Origin of the sequence: Candidatus Poriferisodalis sp. (assembly GCF_965204125.1) — a bacterium.
Classification (GTDB): domain Bacteria; phylum Actinomycetota; class Acidimicrobiia; order Acidimicrobiales; family Poriferisodalaceae; genus Poriferisodalis.
On record NZ_OZ241968.1, the window covers coordinates 81285 to 99052 of the forward strand.

17 protein-coding genes are annotated in these 17768 nt (G+C 67.6%); 8 read left to right on the forward strand and 9 right to left on the reverse strand.

Annotation, left to right across the window (positions count from 1 at the left end):
* Nucleotides 1-8: 8 nt before the first annotated feature.
* The gene (locus ACOGXD_RS00645; RefSeq protein WP_419916017.1) at nucleotides 9-836 is read left to right on the forward strand and encodes an acyl-CoA thioesterase; all 828 of its coding nucleotides are present in this window, start codon (nucleotides 9-11) and stop codon (nucleotides 834-836) included.
* Between the two features lie 15 nt (nucleotides 837-851).
* Here the strand turns inward: ACOGXD_RS00645 and ACOGXD_RS00650 are convergent, their stop codons facing one another.
* Nucleotides 852-1295, reverse strand: coding sequence for an ArsI/CadI family heavy metal resistance metalloenzyme (locus tag ACOGXD_RS00650; RefSeq protein WP_419916018.1), 444 nt, complete (start codon nucleotides 1293-1295; stop codon nucleotides 852-854).
* A gap of 89 nt (nucleotides 1296-1384) precedes the next feature.
* Between ACOGXD_RS00650 and ACOGXD_RS00655 the strand changes: the two genes are divergently transcribed.
* The 3 genes from ACOGXD_RS00655 (at nucleotide 1385) to ACOGXD_RS00665 (ending at nucleotide 4670) form a co-directional block, all read left to right on the forward strand.
* A complete protein-coding gene (locus ACOGXD_RS00655) occupies nucleotides 1385-2164 on the forward strand; it encodes a 2-keto-4-pentenoate hydratase (RefSeq protein ID WP_419916019.1) in 780 nt (259 codons plus the stop codon).
* Complete coding sequence (locus tag ACOGXD_RS00660; protein WP_419916020.1) at nucleotides 2161-3186, forward strand: D-2-hydroxyacid dehydrogenase; 1026 nt, start codon at nucleotides 2161-2163, stop codon at nucleotides 3184-3186. Before ACOGXD_RS00655 ends, ACOGXD_RS00660 begins: the two co-directional genes overlap by 4 nt.
* A 149-nt stretch (nucleotides 3187-3335) precedes the next feature.
* Nucleotides 3336-4670: a bifunctional o-acetylhomoserine/o-acetylserine sulfhydrylase gene (locus tag ACOGXD_RS00665; protein ID WP_419916021.1), complete on the forward strand. Its 1335-nt coding sequence runs from the start codon at nucleotides 3336-3338 to the stop codon at nucleotides 4668-4670.
* A 110-nt stretch (nucleotides 4671-4780) separates the two neighbouring features.
* Here the strand turns inward: ACOGXD_RS00665 and ACOGXD_RS00670 are convergent, their stop codons facing one another.
* The 4 genes from ACOGXD_RS00670 to ACOGXD_RS00685 are packed head-to-tail and all read right to left on the reverse strand — an operon-like array spanning nucleotide 4781 to nucleotide 10127.
* Complete coding sequence (locus ACOGXD_RS00670; protein ID WP_419916022.1) at nucleotides 4781-5977, reverse strand: CaiB/BaiF CoA transferase family protein; 1197 nt, start codon at nucleotides 5975-5977, stop codon at nucleotides 4781-4783.
* A gap of 4 nt (nucleotides 5978-5981) precedes the next feature.
* A complete protein-coding gene (locus ACOGXD_RS00675) occupies nucleotides 5982-7697 on the reverse strand; it encodes an N-acyl-D-amino-acid deacylase family protein (RefSeq protein WP_419916023.1) in 1716 nt (571 codons plus the stop codon).
* 31 nt (nucleotides 7698-7728) lie between these two features.
* Nucleotides 7729-8730: a glycosyltransferase family 2 protein gene (locus tag ACOGXD_RS00680; RefSeq protein WP_419916024.1), complete on the reverse strand. Its 1002-nt coding sequence runs from the start codon at nucleotides 8728-8730 to the stop codon at nucleotides 7729-7731.
* Nucleotides 8727-10127, reverse strand: coding sequence for a sugar transferase (locus tag ACOGXD_RS00685; RefSeq protein ID WP_419916025.1), 1401 nt, complete (start codon nucleotides 10125-10127; stop codon nucleotides 8727-8729). The genes ACOGXD_RS00680 and ACOGXD_RS00685 overlap by 4 nt, the downstream gene beginning before the upstream one ends.
* Before the next feature lie 94 nt (nucleotides 10128-10221).
* Here ACOGXD_RS00685 and ACOGXD_RS00690 point away from each other — a divergent pair, with 94 nt between their 5' ends.
* Nucleotides 10222-11820 (forward strand): hypothetical protein, encoded by a 1599-nt coding sequence (locus ACOGXD_RS00690; RefSeq protein WP_419916026.1) that lies wholly within the window; start codon nucleotides 10222-10224, stop codon nucleotides 11818-11820.
* On the opposite strand, the gene galE is transcribed toward ACOGXD_RS00690, so the two are convergent.
* Together galE and ACOGXD_RS00700 are read right to left on the reverse strand one after the other, a co-directional pair.
* Nucleotides 11778-12785, reverse strand: a complete 1008-nt coding sequence (gene galE, locus ACOGXD_RS00695; RefSeq protein ID WP_419916027.1) for a UDP-glucose 4-epimerase GalE — start codon at nucleotides 12783-12785, stop codon at nucleotides 11778-11780. The genes ACOGXD_RS00690 and galE overlap by 43 nt on opposite strands.
* Nucleotides 12782-13291 carry a hypothetical protein gene (locus tag ACOGXD_RS00700; RefSeq protein ID WP_419916028.1) on the reverse strand — a complete coding sequence of 170 codons (510 nt, stop codon included), beginning with the start codon at nucleotides 13289-13291 and terminating at the stop codon, nucleotides 12782-12784. Before ACOGXD_RS00700 ends, galE begins: the two co-directional genes overlap by 4 nt.
* On the opposite strand from ACOGXD_RS00700, the gene ACOGXD_RS00705 reads away from it, so the two are divergent.
* Nucleotides 13278-14099: a DUF3048 domain-containing protein gene (locus ACOGXD_RS00705; RefSeq protein ID WP_419916029.1), complete on the forward strand. Its 822-nt coding sequence runs from the start codon at nucleotides 13278-13280 to the stop codon at nucleotides 14097-14099. The genes ACOGXD_RS00700 and ACOGXD_RS00705 overlap by 14 nt on opposite strands.
* 22 nt (nucleotides 14100-14121) lie before the next feature.
* Here the strand turns inward: ACOGXD_RS00705 and rsfS are convergent, their stop codons facing one another.
* Both rsfS and ACOGXD_RS00715 read right to left on the reverse strand, forming a co-directional pair.
* Entirely contained in the window at nucleotides 14122-14541 is a 420-nt protein-coding gene (rsfS, locus tag ACOGXD_RS00710; RefSeq protein WP_419916030.1) for a ribosome silencing factor, read from the reverse strand.
* A gap of 2 nt (nucleotides 14542-14543) precedes the next feature.
* Nucleotides 14544-15137, reverse strand: a complete 594-nt coding sequence (locus ACOGXD_RS00715; RefSeq protein WP_419916031.1) for a nicotinate-nicotinamide nucleotide adenylyltransferase — start codon at nucleotides 15135-15137, stop codon at nucleotides 14544-14546.
* Between the two features lie 354 nt (nucleotides 15138-15491).
* Between ACOGXD_RS00715 and ACOGXD_RS00720 the strand changes: the two genes are divergently transcribed.
* Together ACOGXD_RS00720 and ACOGXD_RS00725 are read left to right on the forward strand one after the other, a co-directional pair.
* The gene (locus ACOGXD_RS00720; protein ID WP_419855998.1) at nucleotides 15492-16358 is read left to right on the forward strand and encodes a sigma-70 family RNA polymerase sigma factor; all 867 of its coding nucleotides are present in this window, start codon (nucleotides 15492-15494) and stop codon (nucleotides 16356-16358) included.
* A complete protein-coding gene (locus tag ACOGXD_RS00725; RefSeq protein ID WP_419916032.1) occupies nucleotides 16336-17757 on the forward strand; it encodes a class II 3-deoxy-7-phosphoheptulonate synthase in 1422 nt (473 codons plus the stop codon). The genes ACOGXD_RS00720 and ACOGXD_RS00725 overlap by 23 nt, the downstream gene beginning before the upstream one ends.
* Nucleotides 17758-17768 lie beyond the last annotated feature (11 nt).

The window sequence follows — 17768 nt, forward strand, 5'->3', positions numbered from 1 at the left end:
GGACTGCTGTGACGAGCGGCATCTCGGCGCCCACCACGTACGGCGAAGTCATGTTCCTCGAGCAGCACGGCCCCGATACCTACGTGGGCGTCAGCCCCGAGTACATGTGGGGCCGGATCTACGGCGGGCAGGTCATCGCCCAAGGCCTGTGGGCAGCGTTCCAGACCGTCGACGAGGCGTTCGTGCCTCACTCGGTGCACGCCTACTTCATCCGCGGCGGCACGCTCGACGAGCCGGTCCGCTACGAGGTGGACCGCCTCCGCAACGGCCGCTCGTTCTGCACTCGTGCAGTCGTGGCCCGCCAGAGCGGCGGCGCCATCTTGAACCTGTCGTGCTCATTCCATGTGGCCGAGCAGGACGCCGAAGTGCAGACAGCACGAATCCCGCTCGCCCCCGACCCGCAGGACTGCCGCAACATCGACGAAGAGCGGTGGCCGTGGATCATGGAGCGCCGCCCGCTGCCGAGCCATCCGGGGGCGGGCCAGTCGATGGGCTGGGTGCGCATTGTCGATCCCATCGACGACGACCCCCGGCTGCACATCTGCGGGTTGGCGTTCACCTCCGATGCCATCCAGTTCAACGCCGCCCGCTCGCTGCACCCGCTGCAAGTGTCCCGCGAGCAGTACCAGGAGACGTTCATGGGCGCGTCACTGGATCACGCCATGTGGTTCCACCGACCAATGCGCGCCGATGAGTGGCACCTGTACCAGTTCGACTGCCACGGCCTCACGAGCGCTCGCGGCATGACGGTGGGCAACCTGTTCGCTCCCGACGGCAGCCACGTCGCGACGATTGCCCAGGAAGTGCTGCTGCGGGAGAGGCGACCCCAGAGCTAAGGCCCGCCGGCGCCGCTAGGCGCAGCAGGCGTCGTCAGCGTGACTCTCGCGCTCCAGGCCGTCGCCGCGTCGCGACAGCACCACGTTGTTCATCACCTCGACGTCGCCCTGCTTCACGTACCACTCCCAGTCGATGCCGTGCGGATCGGTGGCCCAGGTCTCGACCTTCTCGGCGTAGCAGCACATGGTCTCGTCGATGGTGGAGGTGGTGAGACCCGCCTCGACCATGCGGGCATGAGCCTGTTCCACCTCGCTGGCGGATTCGGTCTCGACCCCGAGATGGTTGATGGTGCCCCCGTTGCCGGGATTCTCGAACAGCACCAGCTTCAGCGGCGGCTCATCGATAGCGAAGTTGGCGTACCCGTCGCGCCGCTTGGCCGGTTCGGCGCCGAAGAGCCGCGAGTAGTAGTCGACTGCCTCGTCGATGTCATCCACATTGAGTGCCAGCTGCAACCTCATGGGTTCACACTACGGCGAGCACCCTGTGCGGCAAAGGACGATCCCGGACATCTGACTGGCCGACCGCCAGCGATCTAAGGTGCCCCGCTGTGACTCCGCCACAACAGCTCAACCCCGGCCAGCTCGCGGCTGCAGACGCCCTGACCGCCTACTTCGCCGATGGGGGCGAGGCGCCGGTTGAGGCATTCGCCGACTTGAGCTTCGAGGACGGGCTTGCCATCCAGTGCGAGATGCAGCGACGAGCTGTTGCGAGCGGCGCAGTGCACGCCGGCTGGAAGGTCGGGCTCACCTCGGACCGGGCCCGCACGACCGTGGGGATCGACGACCGGCCATTCGGGCACGTCAACCGGGTGCTCGCATCGCCCGCTGTGCTCCCGTCGGCGGAGATTCGCAAAGTGAGCATCGAACCTGAGATGTGCTTCGTGATCGGTGAGCGCATCGCCGGCGACGACGTCGATCCAGCCTCGGTGCCAGGCCGGATCGCGCAGGTGTGCGCTGGCTACGAGGTGAACGAGGCGCGAGTGGCCGTCGGAGGCAACCTCGCCATGCTCGTCGCCGACAACCTGACGAACTGGGCCATCGTGCGCGGCTCGGGCGTGGACGCACCGCCGGCGGAAGAACTCGACCGCTGCGTGGTGACAGTGGCATGCGACGGCACCGAACAGTTCAGCTGCACCGCCGCAGACGAGGTCGACAACCCCTACCTGTCGATTGCCCGGCTCGCGGCCACACTGCACCGGCACGGCTTGGCACTCGAGCCGGGACAGAGCGTGATCACCGGCGCGTATGCCCGCTTCCGGGCCGAAGCCGGCCAACGCTGGGTGACCAGCTACAGCGGCATCGGAGATGTAGAGGCGACGATCTCATGAACTCTGGACCGCCAGGCCCAACCATCCTCGACGTGCCCGACGGGCCGCTCAACGTGCTGGTCACCAAGACACTCACGCTGCCCGATGTCAGCCCCGCCGACGAGGCGGCCATTCGCGACGCGGCCGGGCCCGACGCCGTCGTGAACATCGTGGACCGGCCCCGCGACGGGGTTCCGTTGGCCGGCGAGGCACAGGTGATCCTCGGCATCGTGCCCGAGTGGCTGTTCGACGCTGCCCCGAGCCTGCGCTGGATTCATGCGACGGCATCGGGTGTCGACATGTTCATGTACCCCAAGTTCCTCTCCAGCGAAGTGGTGCTCACCGGCGAGAAGGGACTGGTCGGCAGCCATCTGGCCGATCACGCGTTCGGCCTGCTGCTCGCACTGGTCAGGCGCATCGCAACCGCCGTGAAGCTCGGCCCCGAGGGCTGGGACAACGATCTCCGCGAGCAGATGCGCTACAGCGAGCTGGAACTTGAAGGCCTCACGATGGGCATCTTGGGCTTCGGCGGCACCGGGCGGCACATCGCCCGCCGGGCGCTCGCATTCGGCATGGAGGTGCAGGCCATGGATCTGTACCCAGTGCCGTCCGGCGAGGGCGTCGAGACAGTCGGCGGGCCGGAGTCGCTGCGCGACGTCGTGGCCACCAGCGACGTGCTGGCAGTAGGGCTGCCGCTCACCTCCGACACCCGGTCGATGTTCGACGACGAGATGTTCGCCCTGATGCCCGACGGCGCCATCCTGCTCAACGTGACCCGCGGTGAGATCATCGACGGCCCGTCGCTAGAGCGGGCGCTGGCCGAAGGCCGGATCGGCGGGGCTGCCCTCGACGTGGCTCCGGTCGAGCCGCTGCCTTCCGATAGCCCGCTGTGGGAGTTCGACAACTGCGTCATGACGCCCCACACAGCGGGGGCGAGCCAGCACCGTGCACGGCGCAACCTGGAGCGCTTCTGCCGCAATCTCGTCGCCCTGCGCGAAGGCCGCCCGCTCGAAGGCGTCGTCGACAAGCAGACCGGATTCTGAGCTTGCAACTCGGCCTCTGAATCCGACACCGATCTGTCACAGAAAATCCGACTGGACAGGTCGGGTTTTACCGGTACAGTGCTGCGCGCTCGGCAATCCCGCCGGGTCAGGCATAGCCCGCCTTATGGGGCGAAGAAATGGAGCTCGACATGAGCGAAACACCCACAGACCCACTCGCCGAGTTGGGATTCGAAACACGAATGATCCACGCGGGCCAAGCGCCAGACAGCGCCACCAACGCCCGCGCGGTGCCGATTTACCAGACCACGTCGTTCACCTTCGACAGCTCCGAGCATGCTCAGAACCTGTTCGGGCTGGCGGAGATCGGCAACATCTACACCCGGATCATGAACCCGACCCAGCACGTGCTCGAGGAGCGCATCAGCGCGCTCGAGGGCGGCGTCCGCACGGCGGTCGGGCTTCCGGGAGCGTTGGCGGTGGCCTCGGGCCAAGCGGCCGAGACCCTGGCGGTGCTCAATCTGGCGGAGGCCGGCGACCACATCGTGGCCAGCCCGTCGCTGTACGGAGGCACGTACAACCTGTTCCACTACACGCTGCCGAAGATGGGCATCGAGGTCACCTTCGTGGAAGACCCCGACGACATCGACTCGTGGCGTGGAGCGGCGCGTGACAACACCAAGGCCTTCTACGGCGAGACCATCGGCAACCCGAAGAACGACATCCTCGACTTCGAGGCGGTCGCAGAGGCGGCCCACAGCGTGAACGTCCCGCTGGTCGTGGACAACACAGTGCCCTCGCCCTACCTGTGCCAGCCGCTGGCACACGGGGCCGACATCGTGGTCCACTCGGCGACGAAGTTCATCGGCGGGCATGGCACGTCCATCGGCGGTCTCATCGTCGACGGCGGCAAGTTCGACTTCGGGGCGTCAGGACGCCACCCGATGTTCACCGAGCCCGATCCCAGCTATCACGGGCTGGCCTACTGGCCTGCTCTGGGTGCCGGATCGTTCATCCTCAAAGCCAGGGTGCAGCTGCTGCGTGACATCGGCGCCGCTGTGTCGCCCATGAACGCCTTCTTGTTCCTGCAGGGAATCGAGACGCTGTCGCTGCGCATGGAGCGGCACGTGGCCAACGCCGTGGCGGTGGCCGACTATCTCGAAGGCCATCCGCAGGTCGAGTGGGTTCTCTATGCGGGGCTGGAGTCGAGCCCCTACAACGAGCGGGCACGCAAGTACCTGCCCAAGGGCGCCGGCTCGGTGCTGGCTTTCGGCATCGACGGCGGCATCAAGGCCGGTCAGAAGTTCGTCGAGAGCCTGCGGCTGCACAGCCACGTCGCCAACATCGGCGACGTGCGCAGTCTGGCGATCCACCCGGCGAGCACCACGCACAGCCAGCTCACGCCGCAGGAGCAGTCCGATACCGGCGTCGAGCCGAACCTGGTTCGGCTCTCCGTCGGCATCGAGACCATCGACGACATCATCGCCGACCTCGATACCGGCTTCGAGGCTGCTCGCAGCATCTGACGCTTGACATCAACGGCCGGCGGGCTGGCGGCTCAAGGTTGCCAGCCCGCCGTCTGATGCAATTCATGCGGGATAGCGCGGGGTAACTCCTGCTGGTTCCTGCGGTTGCCTCAGCAGACAGCGCCAGCGTCGCGCAGGGCGGCGATCTCGTCGGGTTCCAGCCCGAATTGGGCCAGGATCTCGTCGGTGTGCTCACCCTGCGCGGGGCTGGGCCGCCGGATGTCACCGGGTACTCCGTCGATCTGGGTGGCGTTGCGCACGATGCGGATGTCGCCCATCACCGGGTGATGCACCGGCGCGGCCATGCGCAAGTGTTGAACCTGCGGGTCGGCGAAGGCTTCGGCCACGCTGTTGACGCGCCCGCACGGGATGCCTGCGGCGTTCAGACGCTCGACCCAGTCATCGCAGCCTGCGGTGGCGAGCCGCTCGCCGATGAGCTTGTTCAGCTCGGTCCGGTTGGCCGAGCGCAGCTTGGTTGACGAGAACCGCTCGTCGTCGGGCAGATCGGGCCGGCCGATCTCGGCGCAGAAGGCCCGCCACAGCCGCCCGCCGGGTGCCGCGATGTTGATGTAGCCGTCGGCGGCCTCGTAGGTGCCCATGGGGATCATCGTGGGATGGTCGTTGCCAGCCTGCGGTGGATCCTCCCCCGCCACTGTCCAGCGAGCCGCCTGGAAGTCGAGCATGCCGATCATCGACTCGAGCAGCGAGGTGTGCACCCAGCGACCCTCGCCGGTGCGGGATCGCTCGATGAGCGCCACCAGGACGCCGATGGCGAGCTGCAGGCCTGCTGTGACATCGCTGATGGCCACGCCGGCACGCACAGGACCGTGGCCGGGCAGCCCTGTTACTGCCATCATCCCGCCGAGGCCCTGCGCGATCTGGTCGACGCCGCCTCGTGTCGCGTACGGGCCGTCCTGACCGAAGCCCGAGATCGACCCCATCACGAGCGCAGGATTCACGGCGTGCAGGGTGTCCCAGTCGAATCCGAGCCGGTACTTGACGGTCGGTCGCAGGTTCTCGATGAGCACATCTGCGGCCCGTACAAGACGGTGAAGCAGCTCACGGCCCGACGGGTTCTTCAGGTCGATGACCAGCGAGCGCTTGTTTCGGTGGATGTTGAGGTGGTCCGGCGATGCTTCCCGGCCTTCCTCGAACCCGTCGGTGGGGGCATCCACCCGGATGACATCGGCACCCCAGTCAGCGAGCTGCCGCACGGCCGTGGGGCCTGCGCGCGCAATCGTCAGATCGAGCACCGTGATGCCGGCGAGCGGCAGCTCAGCGGTATCCGGTGATGGCGGGGGATTCACCGGCTCACTGGTTCGCCGGGCCGGCCACCGAACCACGCACGAGTCTGCCGGGACGGGCGCCAGTGAACTCGCCGTCAGCCGACACCTCGGTTCCTGCCACGAACGTGTGTCGGTAGCCCGTCGACCGCTGGATCAGGCGCTTGCCGCCGCTCGGGAGGTCGTACACCAGCTGCGGGCGCCCCACGCCGAGGGCATCGAAGTCGACCACGTTGAGGTCAGCCCGGTAGCCCGGCGCGACCAGACCGCGGTCGGCCAGCCCGTAGGCGAGCGCGTTGGCGCGGGTCTGCTTGTGCACCAGGAACTCGAGCGGCAGGCCGTCGCCCCGGCTGCGGTCCCGAGCCCAGTGGGTCAGTAGGTAAGTCGGGTACGACGCATCGCAGATCGTGCCGACGTGTGCTCCCGCGTCGCCGATGCCGCAGATGGTGTGCGGGTCGGCCAGCATCTCGCGGATGACATCCAGGCTGCCGCCGGTGTAGTTCTCGAAGGGGTATAGGAGCAGGGCGTCGCCGTCGCCGTCCGAAAGCAGATCCAGCGCCAGCTCCCAAGGGCTGACGCCCAGGTCTGCAGCCCGGGCCGCAACCGAAGCACGGGGATCGGGCTCATAGTCGGGCACGTCGCCGAGCTCGAACGCACGGGTGAGCGCGTAGTCCATCCACTTGCCGAACCCGTCCACCGGCCGATCCTCGATCAGCGCCCGACGCAGGCTCTCGTCGTCGCGCATGCGGGCGGCTCGCTGCGGCGTGGGCAGATGGGCGATCTGCCGGTAGGCCGGGTGATTGCCGAAGGGATTCACCGACACGTCGAGTCCGAGCATGACGCTGATGGGTCGGCAGCCGACCTGCCCATTCGCGGCAATGCCCGCGGCGTTGGCGGCACGGATGTGATCGAGGGTCTCCCGCCAGAGCTCCGGTGCATTGTCGACCTGCAGCAGCAGCACTGACAGCGGGCGGCCGGACAGCTCGGCGGCTGCACGCAGGGTTTCGAACTCGCCGGGCCCGAAGTCGGAGTTCACCTGCAGCACGCCGGCGCCGGCCTGCCGCATTGCCCGCGCCACCGCGGCGAGCTCGGGATCCCCTGCCGACAGCGACGGCGTCAGCCGGCCGTCCGCCGCCTTGTGCTTGGTGGTGCGGCTAGTCGTGAATCCGAGCGCCCCGGCTTCGAGTGCCTCAGTGACCAACTCGGTGATCCGGTCGAGCTCCTCGGCTGTCGGCACCTCGGCGTGATCGGCGCCGCGCTCGCCCATCACGAAGAACCGCAGCGCTCCGTGGGGCAATTGGCTGCCTACGTCCATCACCCGGGGAGTCGCTGCGAGCGCATCGAGATACTCCGGGTAGCTGGTCCAGCGGAAGTCGATCCCCTCGGCGAGCACCGTCCCGGGAATGTCCTCCACCCCCTCCATCAGGTTGATGAGGTAGTCCTCGGTGCCGGGCTGCACCGGAGCGAAGCCGACGCCGCAGTTGCCGAAGATTGCGGTGGTCACCCCGTGCCACGACGATGGCGTCATCTCGGGGTCCCAGGTGGCCTGCCCGTCGTAGTGGGTGTGAATGTCCACCCAGCCCGGCAGCACGAGGTGCCCCTCGGCATCGATCTCGCGGCTACCCCGGCCGGTCACCTCGCCGACCTCGGCGACTAGCCCGTCGTCGATGGCGACATCGGCTGTCCGAGGCGGGCCGCCGCTCCCGTCAACGACAGTCCCGTTGCGGATCACGACATCAGCCATGTGTGCGAGCGTACTGAGTGGGGCCGCAGTGCTACCGGGCTCGGCGGCGGCCGATCAGAAAGCCCGTTCCCCACGACAGGTGCATGACAGCGAAGGCCGCAGCCGCCCGTAAGCGATCGCCGACCAATGGAAGGCGCTGGCGCAGCCGTGCCGCCGCCAACGTGCTTGCGCCGACATATGCGGCAGGAACGATCCCTCCGCGCAGGCGCCCTCGCGCCAACTCCAGCGCGGACAGACCCAAGCCGATCACGAGGGCGGGTGCCGCAAGCTGCCGCGGCTGGATCGAGCGCGGGCTGCGAGCGATCACCACACGTTTCCAGGCGCCGTACTCGAAGTACTGGCGCGCCAGACCTGCCCAGCTCGACCGGGGCTGGTACTCCACGGCCAAGCTCGGGTCCAGCCACACCACGTGACCCTGCTCGCGCAGGCGCCAGTTCAGTTCGTAGTCCTGGTTCCGCAGCAACGTTTCGTCGAACCCGCCCACCGACGCGAGCGCGCCAGCGTCAAACACGCCTAGGTACACCGTGTCCACGGGTCCCTCATCGCTCCCCTGCCGGAACGCGGCCGGGCCGCCCCCGAATGGCGACGACAGCGCCGCGGCGATGATCCGGCTCACCTCTCCCTGGCCCACCGGATTCTGCACACCGCCGACGTTCGCCGCGCCGGTGCGCTGAAGCGTTGCCACCGCTCGCTCCACGTACTCGGCTGGGAGCCTGGCCTGGGCGTCGACTCGCACAATGATCTCACCGGCAGCTGCACTGATCGCCCAGTTGAGACCCGACGACGTCGTACCCGCCGGGTTCGAAACCACTCGTACGGGCCGCGCCGACCGGACGTTTGAGCCCGCGGTGTGCGCCCGGCGCTGCGCCACGGCCTCGGTGTCGTCCGTGCTGGGGGCCGTCGCCACAATCACCTCCATCGGCCCCGGATACGTCTGCGCACTCACGGCGTCCAAGCATCCGGGCAGCTCAGCAGCGCAGTTGCGCGCCGGAATCACCACCGAGACGGAGGGCAAGTCCCCGTTGCTGCTCACCGGGCGTTTCGGCGGGCCATGACGACGAGACTCTTCGCCATGATCTCCCAGTCGAGTACCGGCGACCAGTTGACGACGTACTGCAGGTCGTGACCGAGCTTGTAGCCGGGATCGGTCTGGTAGTGGCCTTGGGTCTGCGCGAGTCCTGTGATACCGGGCGGCACGTCGTGGCGCCTACCGTACCCGGCGATCTCGCGCTCGAGCCGCGCAACGAATTGCGGTCGTTCGGGCCGGGGCCCCACCAGCGACATCGTGCCGGTCAGCACATTCCACAGCTGCGGCAGCTCGTCGAGCCGGGTGCGGCGTAGCCAACCCATGCCGCTCATCACCCGGGGATCGTTCGAGGCAGCCAGCACCGGACCGTTGATCTCGGCATCACGCGTCATCGTGCGGAACTTCAGCAGCACGAACGGCGCTCCGCCGCGCCCCACGCGTTCCTGCCGGTACAGCACACCCGGGCCACCCACGATCCTGACGTAGATGGCAACGGCGACCGTGAGCGGCAGCGCGAACGGGGCGAGCAGCGCCAGGTACGCCAGGTCCAAGAGCCGCTTGAAGCGCAGCCGGCACACCGGCAGCGCATGGTTTCGGAGCGCCACGAACGGCATTCCCCCGATCTGCCGACTGCGCTGCAGGCCGAGCAATGTGTCCGCCGGCGTGATCCGCCGGAAGACGCCGACGTTGCGCAGCTCCAGTTCGCCGAGCGGCTCGGGATAGATGGTTTCCAGCGGTTGGCCCGACAGGAGCAGCAGCTCGGTGACCTCGAGGCGATCTGCTTCACCGATGATCAGCGCAGGGTCAGTAAGGCTGCCCGCGACCTCGGCATCAGCCTCCGCATCGGCGAGGTGCTCGGCAGCGGACTCGATGTCAGCAGCCGAGCCCACCAGCAGCATGCGGGGCTTGCCATACCGCAGCAGGCGCACGCGACGCGCACCCCAGCGATTGAACGAGATCAGCACGGCACCCGCCACGGCGAGCACCACCAGGTTCCCCCGGGGCATCAGGTAGCGACCCGTCAGCAACGTGACCGTGGCGTCGCCGCCCGCCGCCATGAACGTCAGGAGCATGGCGCGTGGCAGCCATGGCCGATGCCCCAGCCGTTGCTCGAATTCGTACAGCCCGCCGAAGTAGTAGACGGTCATGTGCAAGAAGGTGGCCACCCCGAAGCCGATCAGGTAGTGCATCTGTGGGTACGTCGGCCAGTCGAGCCCGAAGCGCACCACGGTGATGGCCACCAGCAAGGCGAACAACGTCACGGCATCGACGACGTACAGGAACCGGAAGCCCCGCCGGCCGGACGGCACCGCGGATGAAGTCACGGCTTCGCCTGTCGGCTCAGCCTCTTGGGCGATGTCCGGTGTGGTGTCCGGCAGTCGATGCCGCTCCTGGACCACCATCGGGCCGATACTACGCTGCGTCCCTCCAGACGGTGGGTGCGGCGATCAGCATTGCAGCGATCAGAATCGGGCGATCGGAAACGACGGATCCTTCATGCTCACTCCAGGACGTCTAGCCCGGTTGCGCTCGGGCTGGACCGCCGTGATCCTCATCTGCATCGGCGTGCTGCTGCTGTGGGCTCCCGACCTCGACCTGCCACTCGGCAACAGCGACGACGGCCGGATCTTCGGCCGCGCAGGCATCCAGGCACGCAACTTCTGGGACATCGGGCCGCTCGACTCAAGCCTGGGCGCTAGGACCGACCCGTTCATCAGGGCCGAATTCGAGGTACCGCCGAGGACCGAACCGCCCGCCGAGGCAGTTACCTACGCCCATCACCCGCCCCTGAAACAGTTCCTCACCATCGTCTCGGTGGGCGCGCTCGGCGACAGCCCGCAGGCGGTGCGCATCACCGACTTCCTGCTCGGGGCCGCCACCGTGGCATTCATGGCCGCGCTGCTGCGCGCCGTGAGCATGCGCTGGGGGCCGACGCTGCTCGCCTTGCTCGCGATGGTGAGCACCGGCTTTTTCTATGTGTATGCCCGCATGGGCATCAGCTTCTCGATGCTGCTGGCGCTCACTGCGGCCATCGCGTGGCTGCGCCAGGTCGAGCAGCCATCCCGGTGGGCGCTCGTGGGCGCCGGCGCGCTGGCTGCCCTCACGGCAATGCACTCCTGGATCGCCATTGCATCGCTGGGCTTGCTGCTGCCGTGGCTGTTCTGGGGCACGCTGCAGCGGCGACGTTCCGAAGACGACGCCGGCGCCCGCGCCGTGCCAACCGCAGGCGTGGCCGGGTGGATACGCCGGGGATGGTCACCGGCACTGACCGCGGTCACCGCCGGCGCCATGCTGGGGGGCCTGCTGACCGCCGGTTGGCTGCTGAACGCAACCGACATCTCCGAACTCAGCGAGAGGGTCGCCTTCCGGACCGGCAACGACGTCTCAACCGCAGCCGAGCGGGCCCAGTTCACCTTCAGCGAATTCCTCCAGCGCCAATGGACGTTCGCCGGTCACGAGCTGCTGACGTCTTGGTGGCTGCGCCTGCTGTTCCTCCCGGCGCTCATCGCCGGCCTCATCGACCGGCGAACCCGCGGACCGGTGGTGGTGACGCTCGCAGTGGCCATGTCGCTCACGTTCGCGCTGCAACAGGGTGCGTGGATCCATCGCCTGTGGAACTTCCCGTGGGTGGCACCCACATCCATCGGCATCGCGGCCCTTGCCGACGCGATCCGTCGACTACTGCGGGGTCCGGCCACCAAGCTCCGAGCGCCGCTGGGAGCAGCCGCTGCGGCAGTGGCGCTGGTGACGCTGGCCTTCGTCGTGACGGGCTCCACGCGGGACTTCTACCTCGAACGTCCCGCCGATGCCGGAGCTGTGCTGGAACAGGCACAACATGATCCACGAGTCGGCGAAGCGGGATTGGTGTGGTTCACCTCGGGCATCTGGACGCCGCGCTGGATCTCGTACTACCTCGACCGGCCGGTGTGGATGCTCGACGAAGCCAACCTCGGCTATGTCGCCGCCACCGACGTCATCCTCGTGCGCAACGACCGGGTGCCCTCCTTCGTCCCGCCCGAATCGATGGCCGCGCCGCTGGCCGCCGGCGAGGACTACACGCTGATCTCGGCACAGGAACTCGCAAATCGCCAGTGATCGGCGAGCATCTGGCGCAGGTCTCGCTGCGCACGCCAGCCGAGTTCATCTTCTGCACGGCTGCAGTCGGCCCACGACTCGGCGATGTCGCCGGGGCGGCGGCCAACGATCTCGCAGGGGATCGGCCGACCAGTGACAGCCTCCGCCGCCGCCACCAGCTCAAGCACCGTGGTGCCTGCCCCGGTACCGAGATTGAACACACGGCTACGGCGGGTGCCGAGGTCGGACTGGAGCGCCGCCACATGCCCTGCAGCCAGGTCCGTCACGTGGACGAAGTCGCGCACGGCTGTGCCGTCGCGAGTGTCGTAGTCATCGCCGAAGATCTGCAACCGGCTGAGGGCGCCCAGCGCTGCTCGCATGACCGCTGGTACGAGATTCTGGCCAGCGGTGATGGGCTGCTCCCCGATGCGCCCCGAGGGGTGCGCACCGACCGGGTTGAAGTAGCGCAAGATGACGGCCTGCATGGCCGAGGATGCCGCCGTGTCGGCGAGGATGCGCTCGCACATCAGCTTGGTGGTGCCGTACGGGCTCTGGGGTGCAGGAGGCGTCTCCTCGCTGACTGGCAGCTGCTCGGGCGTTCCGTAGACCACTGCCGACGAGCTGAAGACGAAGCGATCAATGCCCCGCTCGACAGCGATCTCGGCCAGGCTCAGCGTGGAGAGAAGGTTGTTGCGGTAGTACCGCAGCGGGTCGGCAAACGACTCCGGGACGCTCTTGTGCGCCGCGAAGTGCATGATCGAATCGAAGTCATGTTCATCACAGAGCTGTCGAACTGCGGTGCGATCCGCTGCATCGCCTTCGATGACGACCAAATCTGGCGTCGTCAGCCGTCGAAGCTCAGCTACCGCGTCGCGCCGGGCGTTGGAGAAATCATCCAGCACGACGACATCGCGCCCCGCTTCATGCAGCGCAGCCACCGTGTGGCTCCCGACGTATCCGGCGCCGCCGGACACAAGCGTCGTCATGTGGGCAGTGTGCCACCCTCCCGCGACAGGCGACCGGTATGGTGAATATTCGGTCGGATGGCCGCGGTGGCCCTGCTGCGTATGTCAAGGAGCAGACCTTTGGAGCACGTCCGCGAACCATTTGCCGACGGCCGCCAAGGCGCGGTCAGGAGGTGCCGCCGTACCAGGATCGCTGCGAGCAGAACGCGTCGGCCGCTGATCTGGGCGACATGGCTTGCGGTGCTGATGTTGCTGTCGGCCTGCTCGTCCATCACGGTGCCGCCGGAGACGACCGAGGTCGAACCCGCACCGACAGCCACGTCGGCGCCGAACGTCACACCGCCCACCACTGCCGCACCGCCCGTCGGGACGGCACCGCCGACTACTGCAGCGCCGGTCACGTCGGTGGCCGTCACCGAGCCCGCTACAGCCACCACGGCCGCCGCGCCGCAGTTCACGGCGCCCTTCACCGGCTTGCCGACACCCACCGAGATGCTGCGACCCGCCGCAGTTGTGAAGATCGACAACCACCCCCGAGCCTTGCCGCAGTGGGGCCTCAACGATGCAGACGTCGTCTACGAGGAACTGGTCGAGGCCCGTCTCACTCGATTCGCAGCGATCTTCCATTCCACCGATGCCGACGTGATCGGCCCCGTCCGATCGGCACGCACCGGCGACTTTGCACTTCTGTCGAACCTCAACCGTCCCATCTTTGTGAACTCGGGAGCCAACGATTACACCGCGCGAGCCCTCCGCAGGGTCGACGCCATCGCCATCATCGACGGGGCCGCCATTGCAAAGGGCGTGTTCGAACGCTCGCCAGAGAAGAACGCCCCCCACAATCTCGTTACCGACACCGCCCGCATCTATGCAGCAGGTGCAGCCGAGGGCAGGACACCTCCGAAGTACTTCCGATTCCGCGCCGAGGGCGAGCCGCTGCCGCGAGGCACGGCGGTCAGCGGAGTGGATGTCGACTACGGGCAGATCAAGGCCTCATACCGCTGGGATGCTGCCGCGGCCGGCTGGGCTCGCACGCAGAACGGCAACGACCACACCGATTTCGACGGCGTGCGCATTGCGCCCGAGAACGTCATCGTGCAGTTCGTGCGGTATCGCCAGAGCCCTGCGGATGCTGCCACCCCAGAGCCAGTGCTGACGGGCAGCGGAGAGGCGTGGATCTTCAGCAATGGCATGCTGGTGCAAGGCACCTGGGAGCGCCTCTCGGAGCTCGATGTCACGGTGTTCCGCTCCGACAACGCCCTCATCGTGCCACTGACACCCGGGCGCACCTGGATCTCGCTGGCCCGCGCAGGAACGGCGGAGATTGTCCCCTGATCCGGTGGGCTCAGCCCGTCGATCAGTCGAACTCGTGGCGAGGCACGTCCGACCACAGTCGCTCGAGGTCGTAGTACTCGCGGCTGGGCTCGTGAAATATGTGCGCCACGAACTCGCCGAAGTCGAGCAGCACCCATTGCGCCTCGTCAAGCCCCTCGGTTCGAATCGGCCCGGGACCGCCGGCCGCTTTCACGTGCGCTTCCATCAGCTCGGCGATGCGTCGCACGCGTCGCGCATTGGGGGCGCTCGCGATGATGAACCAATCGGTGATTGCGAGTACATCGCCCACATCGAGTGCCACGATGCGCTCAGCAGACATCTCCGCGGCACCCTCCACAGCGGCTTGCACCAGCGGCGGCACTTCGGCGCCTGTGTTGACCGGGTCCCGCTGCAGGGCGTGAACCCCGGAAGAGACCGGGGATGCCTGCGGAACCGATGCCACGTTCACGGAGAATAGAGCCTGTGCTCGACGATGTAGCTCATGACGGCGGGCGGCACGAGCTGAACTGCCTGAGGCGGGATCTCCTGATGGGCACGACGGGTCAGCAACTCGCGCACGAAAGTGGCTGAGGCCTCGACCGGTTCCATCAGCACAGTCTCGGTACGCCAGCCTTCGACATGGACGGGCGGCCCGCCACGTGGCTGCACAACCGCGAGCCTCACACGCTCAGCCAGCTCGACGGCCCGGTGCCACGTCGAGACGCCGCCGGCTGCGGCGGGGCCCATCACCAGCAACGTTTCGGTCCCCGGCTGCTCGAGCTCGGCGACGGTGTCAATGGTGTACGTCGGTCCGCCTCGCCGGATCTCCAGATCGCTCACGATCATGCTGTCGAAGTCGCGAAAGGCCAGCTGGGCCATGGCGAACCGGTGCTGCGCAGGCGTGACGAGCCGCTCGGCTGACTTCTGCCAGGGATCGTTCGCCACGACGATATGGAGCAGGTTGATGTCGAGCTGCTCTCTCGCGCAGATCGCGGCGGCAACGTGACCGGCGTGAGGCGGGTCGAACGTGCCCCCGAAGATCGCTTGTCGCGGCGGCACCGCAGCAGTGTAGAGTCACGCCACACATCACTTCTGCAGCGCGCACCGGGGAGCCACTGCATTGATCGGCAAGCCCCCGGTGGCGGCTGTTTGCGCGCGTCATGCGCCATGTGCTACTTTTGACTGTCCGCCCAAAGCAGTGCTGCGCAAGGTCCGGTTTCTCGGACCTGGCATCGCATGCGGGCGTACAAGCAAGATCGGCTCCGCCACAACGGCGGTGCCACGCCTGAGTTTGGACTGCCGCAGTCCTGCGAAGGCTGAACATACCCGGTGCCCCCCGCCGGGTGGCATGCCAGGGCGGCATGCAAGCGAATACGAAGAACCGGCTGCCCCCTGCCGGTTGGAGCGAATGTCATGGATTCAGTTGGCCAGTACCTGAACGAGATCGGTGCGGTGGCACTGCTCACCGCAGAAGACGAGCGGATGCTCTCCCAGCAAATCGAAGCAGGACGCGATGCGAGGACGCGCCTCGACAGTGACGAGGAGCTGTCCGTGGCCGAGCGGCGCGAACTGCGCAAGGCCGTGCAGACCGCCGCCGCCGCGCGTGACCGTTTCATCCGGGCGAACCTCCGCCTGGTCGTGTCGATCGCGCGCCGGTACCCGCTGCCTCCGACACTGGAACTGCTCGACCTGATCCAGGAAGGCAACCTGGGCCTGGAGCATGCAGTCGAGAAGTTCGACTGGCGGCGCGGCTTCAAGTTCTCCACCTACGCCACGTTCTGGATCCGGCAGTCGATCGGACGCGCGCTCGATCAGAAGGGCAGCCTCATCCGCCTGCCTTCGGACCGCTCCGCCACGCTGCGGGCCGCGCTGCGGCACAACGGGGGCGACAGCGACTCGCTCGATGACGAGAACGCATGGCTGCAGCGGATCAGCACGCCCACTTCGCTCGACAAGACAGTCGGCGACGACGGTGACAGCGCGCTCATCGACCTCATCGGCGACGATGCGCCTGGCCCGGAGCACTACGCCATCGAGTCGGCCCGCAAGACCATGGTGCATTCCATGCTCGGCCGCCTCGACGAGCGGGCTCAGTACGCAGTCAAGCGGCGCAACGGCCTCATCGACGGCGAGCAGCGCAGCTACCGCGAAATCGGCGAAGAGCTGGGCGTGACGGCCGAAGCGGCACGCCGCCTGGTCAAGCGCGCCGTCGATGAGCTGCAGAGCCTCGCCGCCGACGGCGAGTTTGTAGACATCGATGCCGACGCAGACGCTGTCTGACGACGCAGCCTCACCATCCGGCGCGCTCAGCCCCGCCGGATCCCCGGAGCACGCTCCAGATTGGCATCCCGGCTCATGGGCCGAACGGTCCGCTGGTCAGCAGCCCGAATGGCCCGACGCTGACGCACTGGAGGCATCGCTGGCCGAGCTGCGCCGGCGTCCCCCACTGGTATTTGCAGGCGAGGCCAGGCGGCTGACTGAGCTGCTCGGGCACGTCTGCGCCGGCAAGGCCTTTGTACTGCAAGCCGGCGACTGCGCCGAGTCGTTCGAGCTGTCGACCGCAGATCAGATCCGCGACCGTCTCAAGGTGATCCTGCAAATGGCCGTGGTGATGCAGTACTCCGCCGGGCTGCCGATCGTGAAGGTGGGCCGGATCGCCGGTCAGTTCGCCAAGCCGCGCAGCTCAGCCACCGAGACCCGCGACGGCCAGACGCTGCCCATATTCCGCGGCCACATCGTCAACGACATCGCGTTCGAGCCCGAGGCCCGCACACCCGACCCGTCGCGCCTGCTGGAGGCATACAGCACGTCGGCGGCGACGCTCAACCTGTTGCGGGCGTTCACGCGGGGCGGCTACGCCGACCTGCGGCAGGTGCACGACTGGAATCAGGAGTTCGTGGCCTCCAGCCCGGCCGGCCAGCGCTACGAGGTGCTGGCCGGCGGCATCGATGCGGCCTTGCGGTTCATGCACGCCTGCGGGCTTGACACCGACGACAGCGCCATGCGGCAGGTGGAGCTGTACACCAGCCACGAGGCGCTGCTGCTGGGCTACGAGGAAGCGCTCACCCGTACCGACAGCATCACCGGCGACTGGTACGACTGCTCGGCGCACATGCTGTGGGTCGGCGAACGCACCCGCGAGCTCGACGGCGCGCACGTGGAGTTCCTGCGCGGGGTGCACAATCCGATCGGCGCGAAGCTGGGTCCCACCGCGACGCCCGACGAGGCACTGGCGCTGTGCGAAACGCTGAACCCGAACCGGATCCCTGGTCGGTTGACCCTGATCAGTCGTATGGGAGCCGACAACGTCGTGGCGTGCTTCGAACCCATCCTGCGCGCAGTCACCGACGCCGGCCACCCGGTGGTGTGGCAGTGCGACCCCATGCACGGCAACACCTTCAGCACGCCCGACGGGGTCAAGACCCGCCATTTCGACGCCATCCTGGCCGAGATCCGCCAGTACTTCACCGCTCACGCCATCGCGGGCACGTGGCCCGGAGGAATTCATCTCGAGATCACCGGCGATGCGGTCACCGAGTGCATCGGCGGCGGCGACGAACTGGCTCAGCACCAGCTCGGCGACCGCTACGAGACCATGTGCGACCCGCGCCTCAACGGCCGCCAATCACTCGACTTGGCCTTCCTGGCCTCCGACCTGCTCGCGTCGGCCAGAGGCTGAGCCGTAGGCGA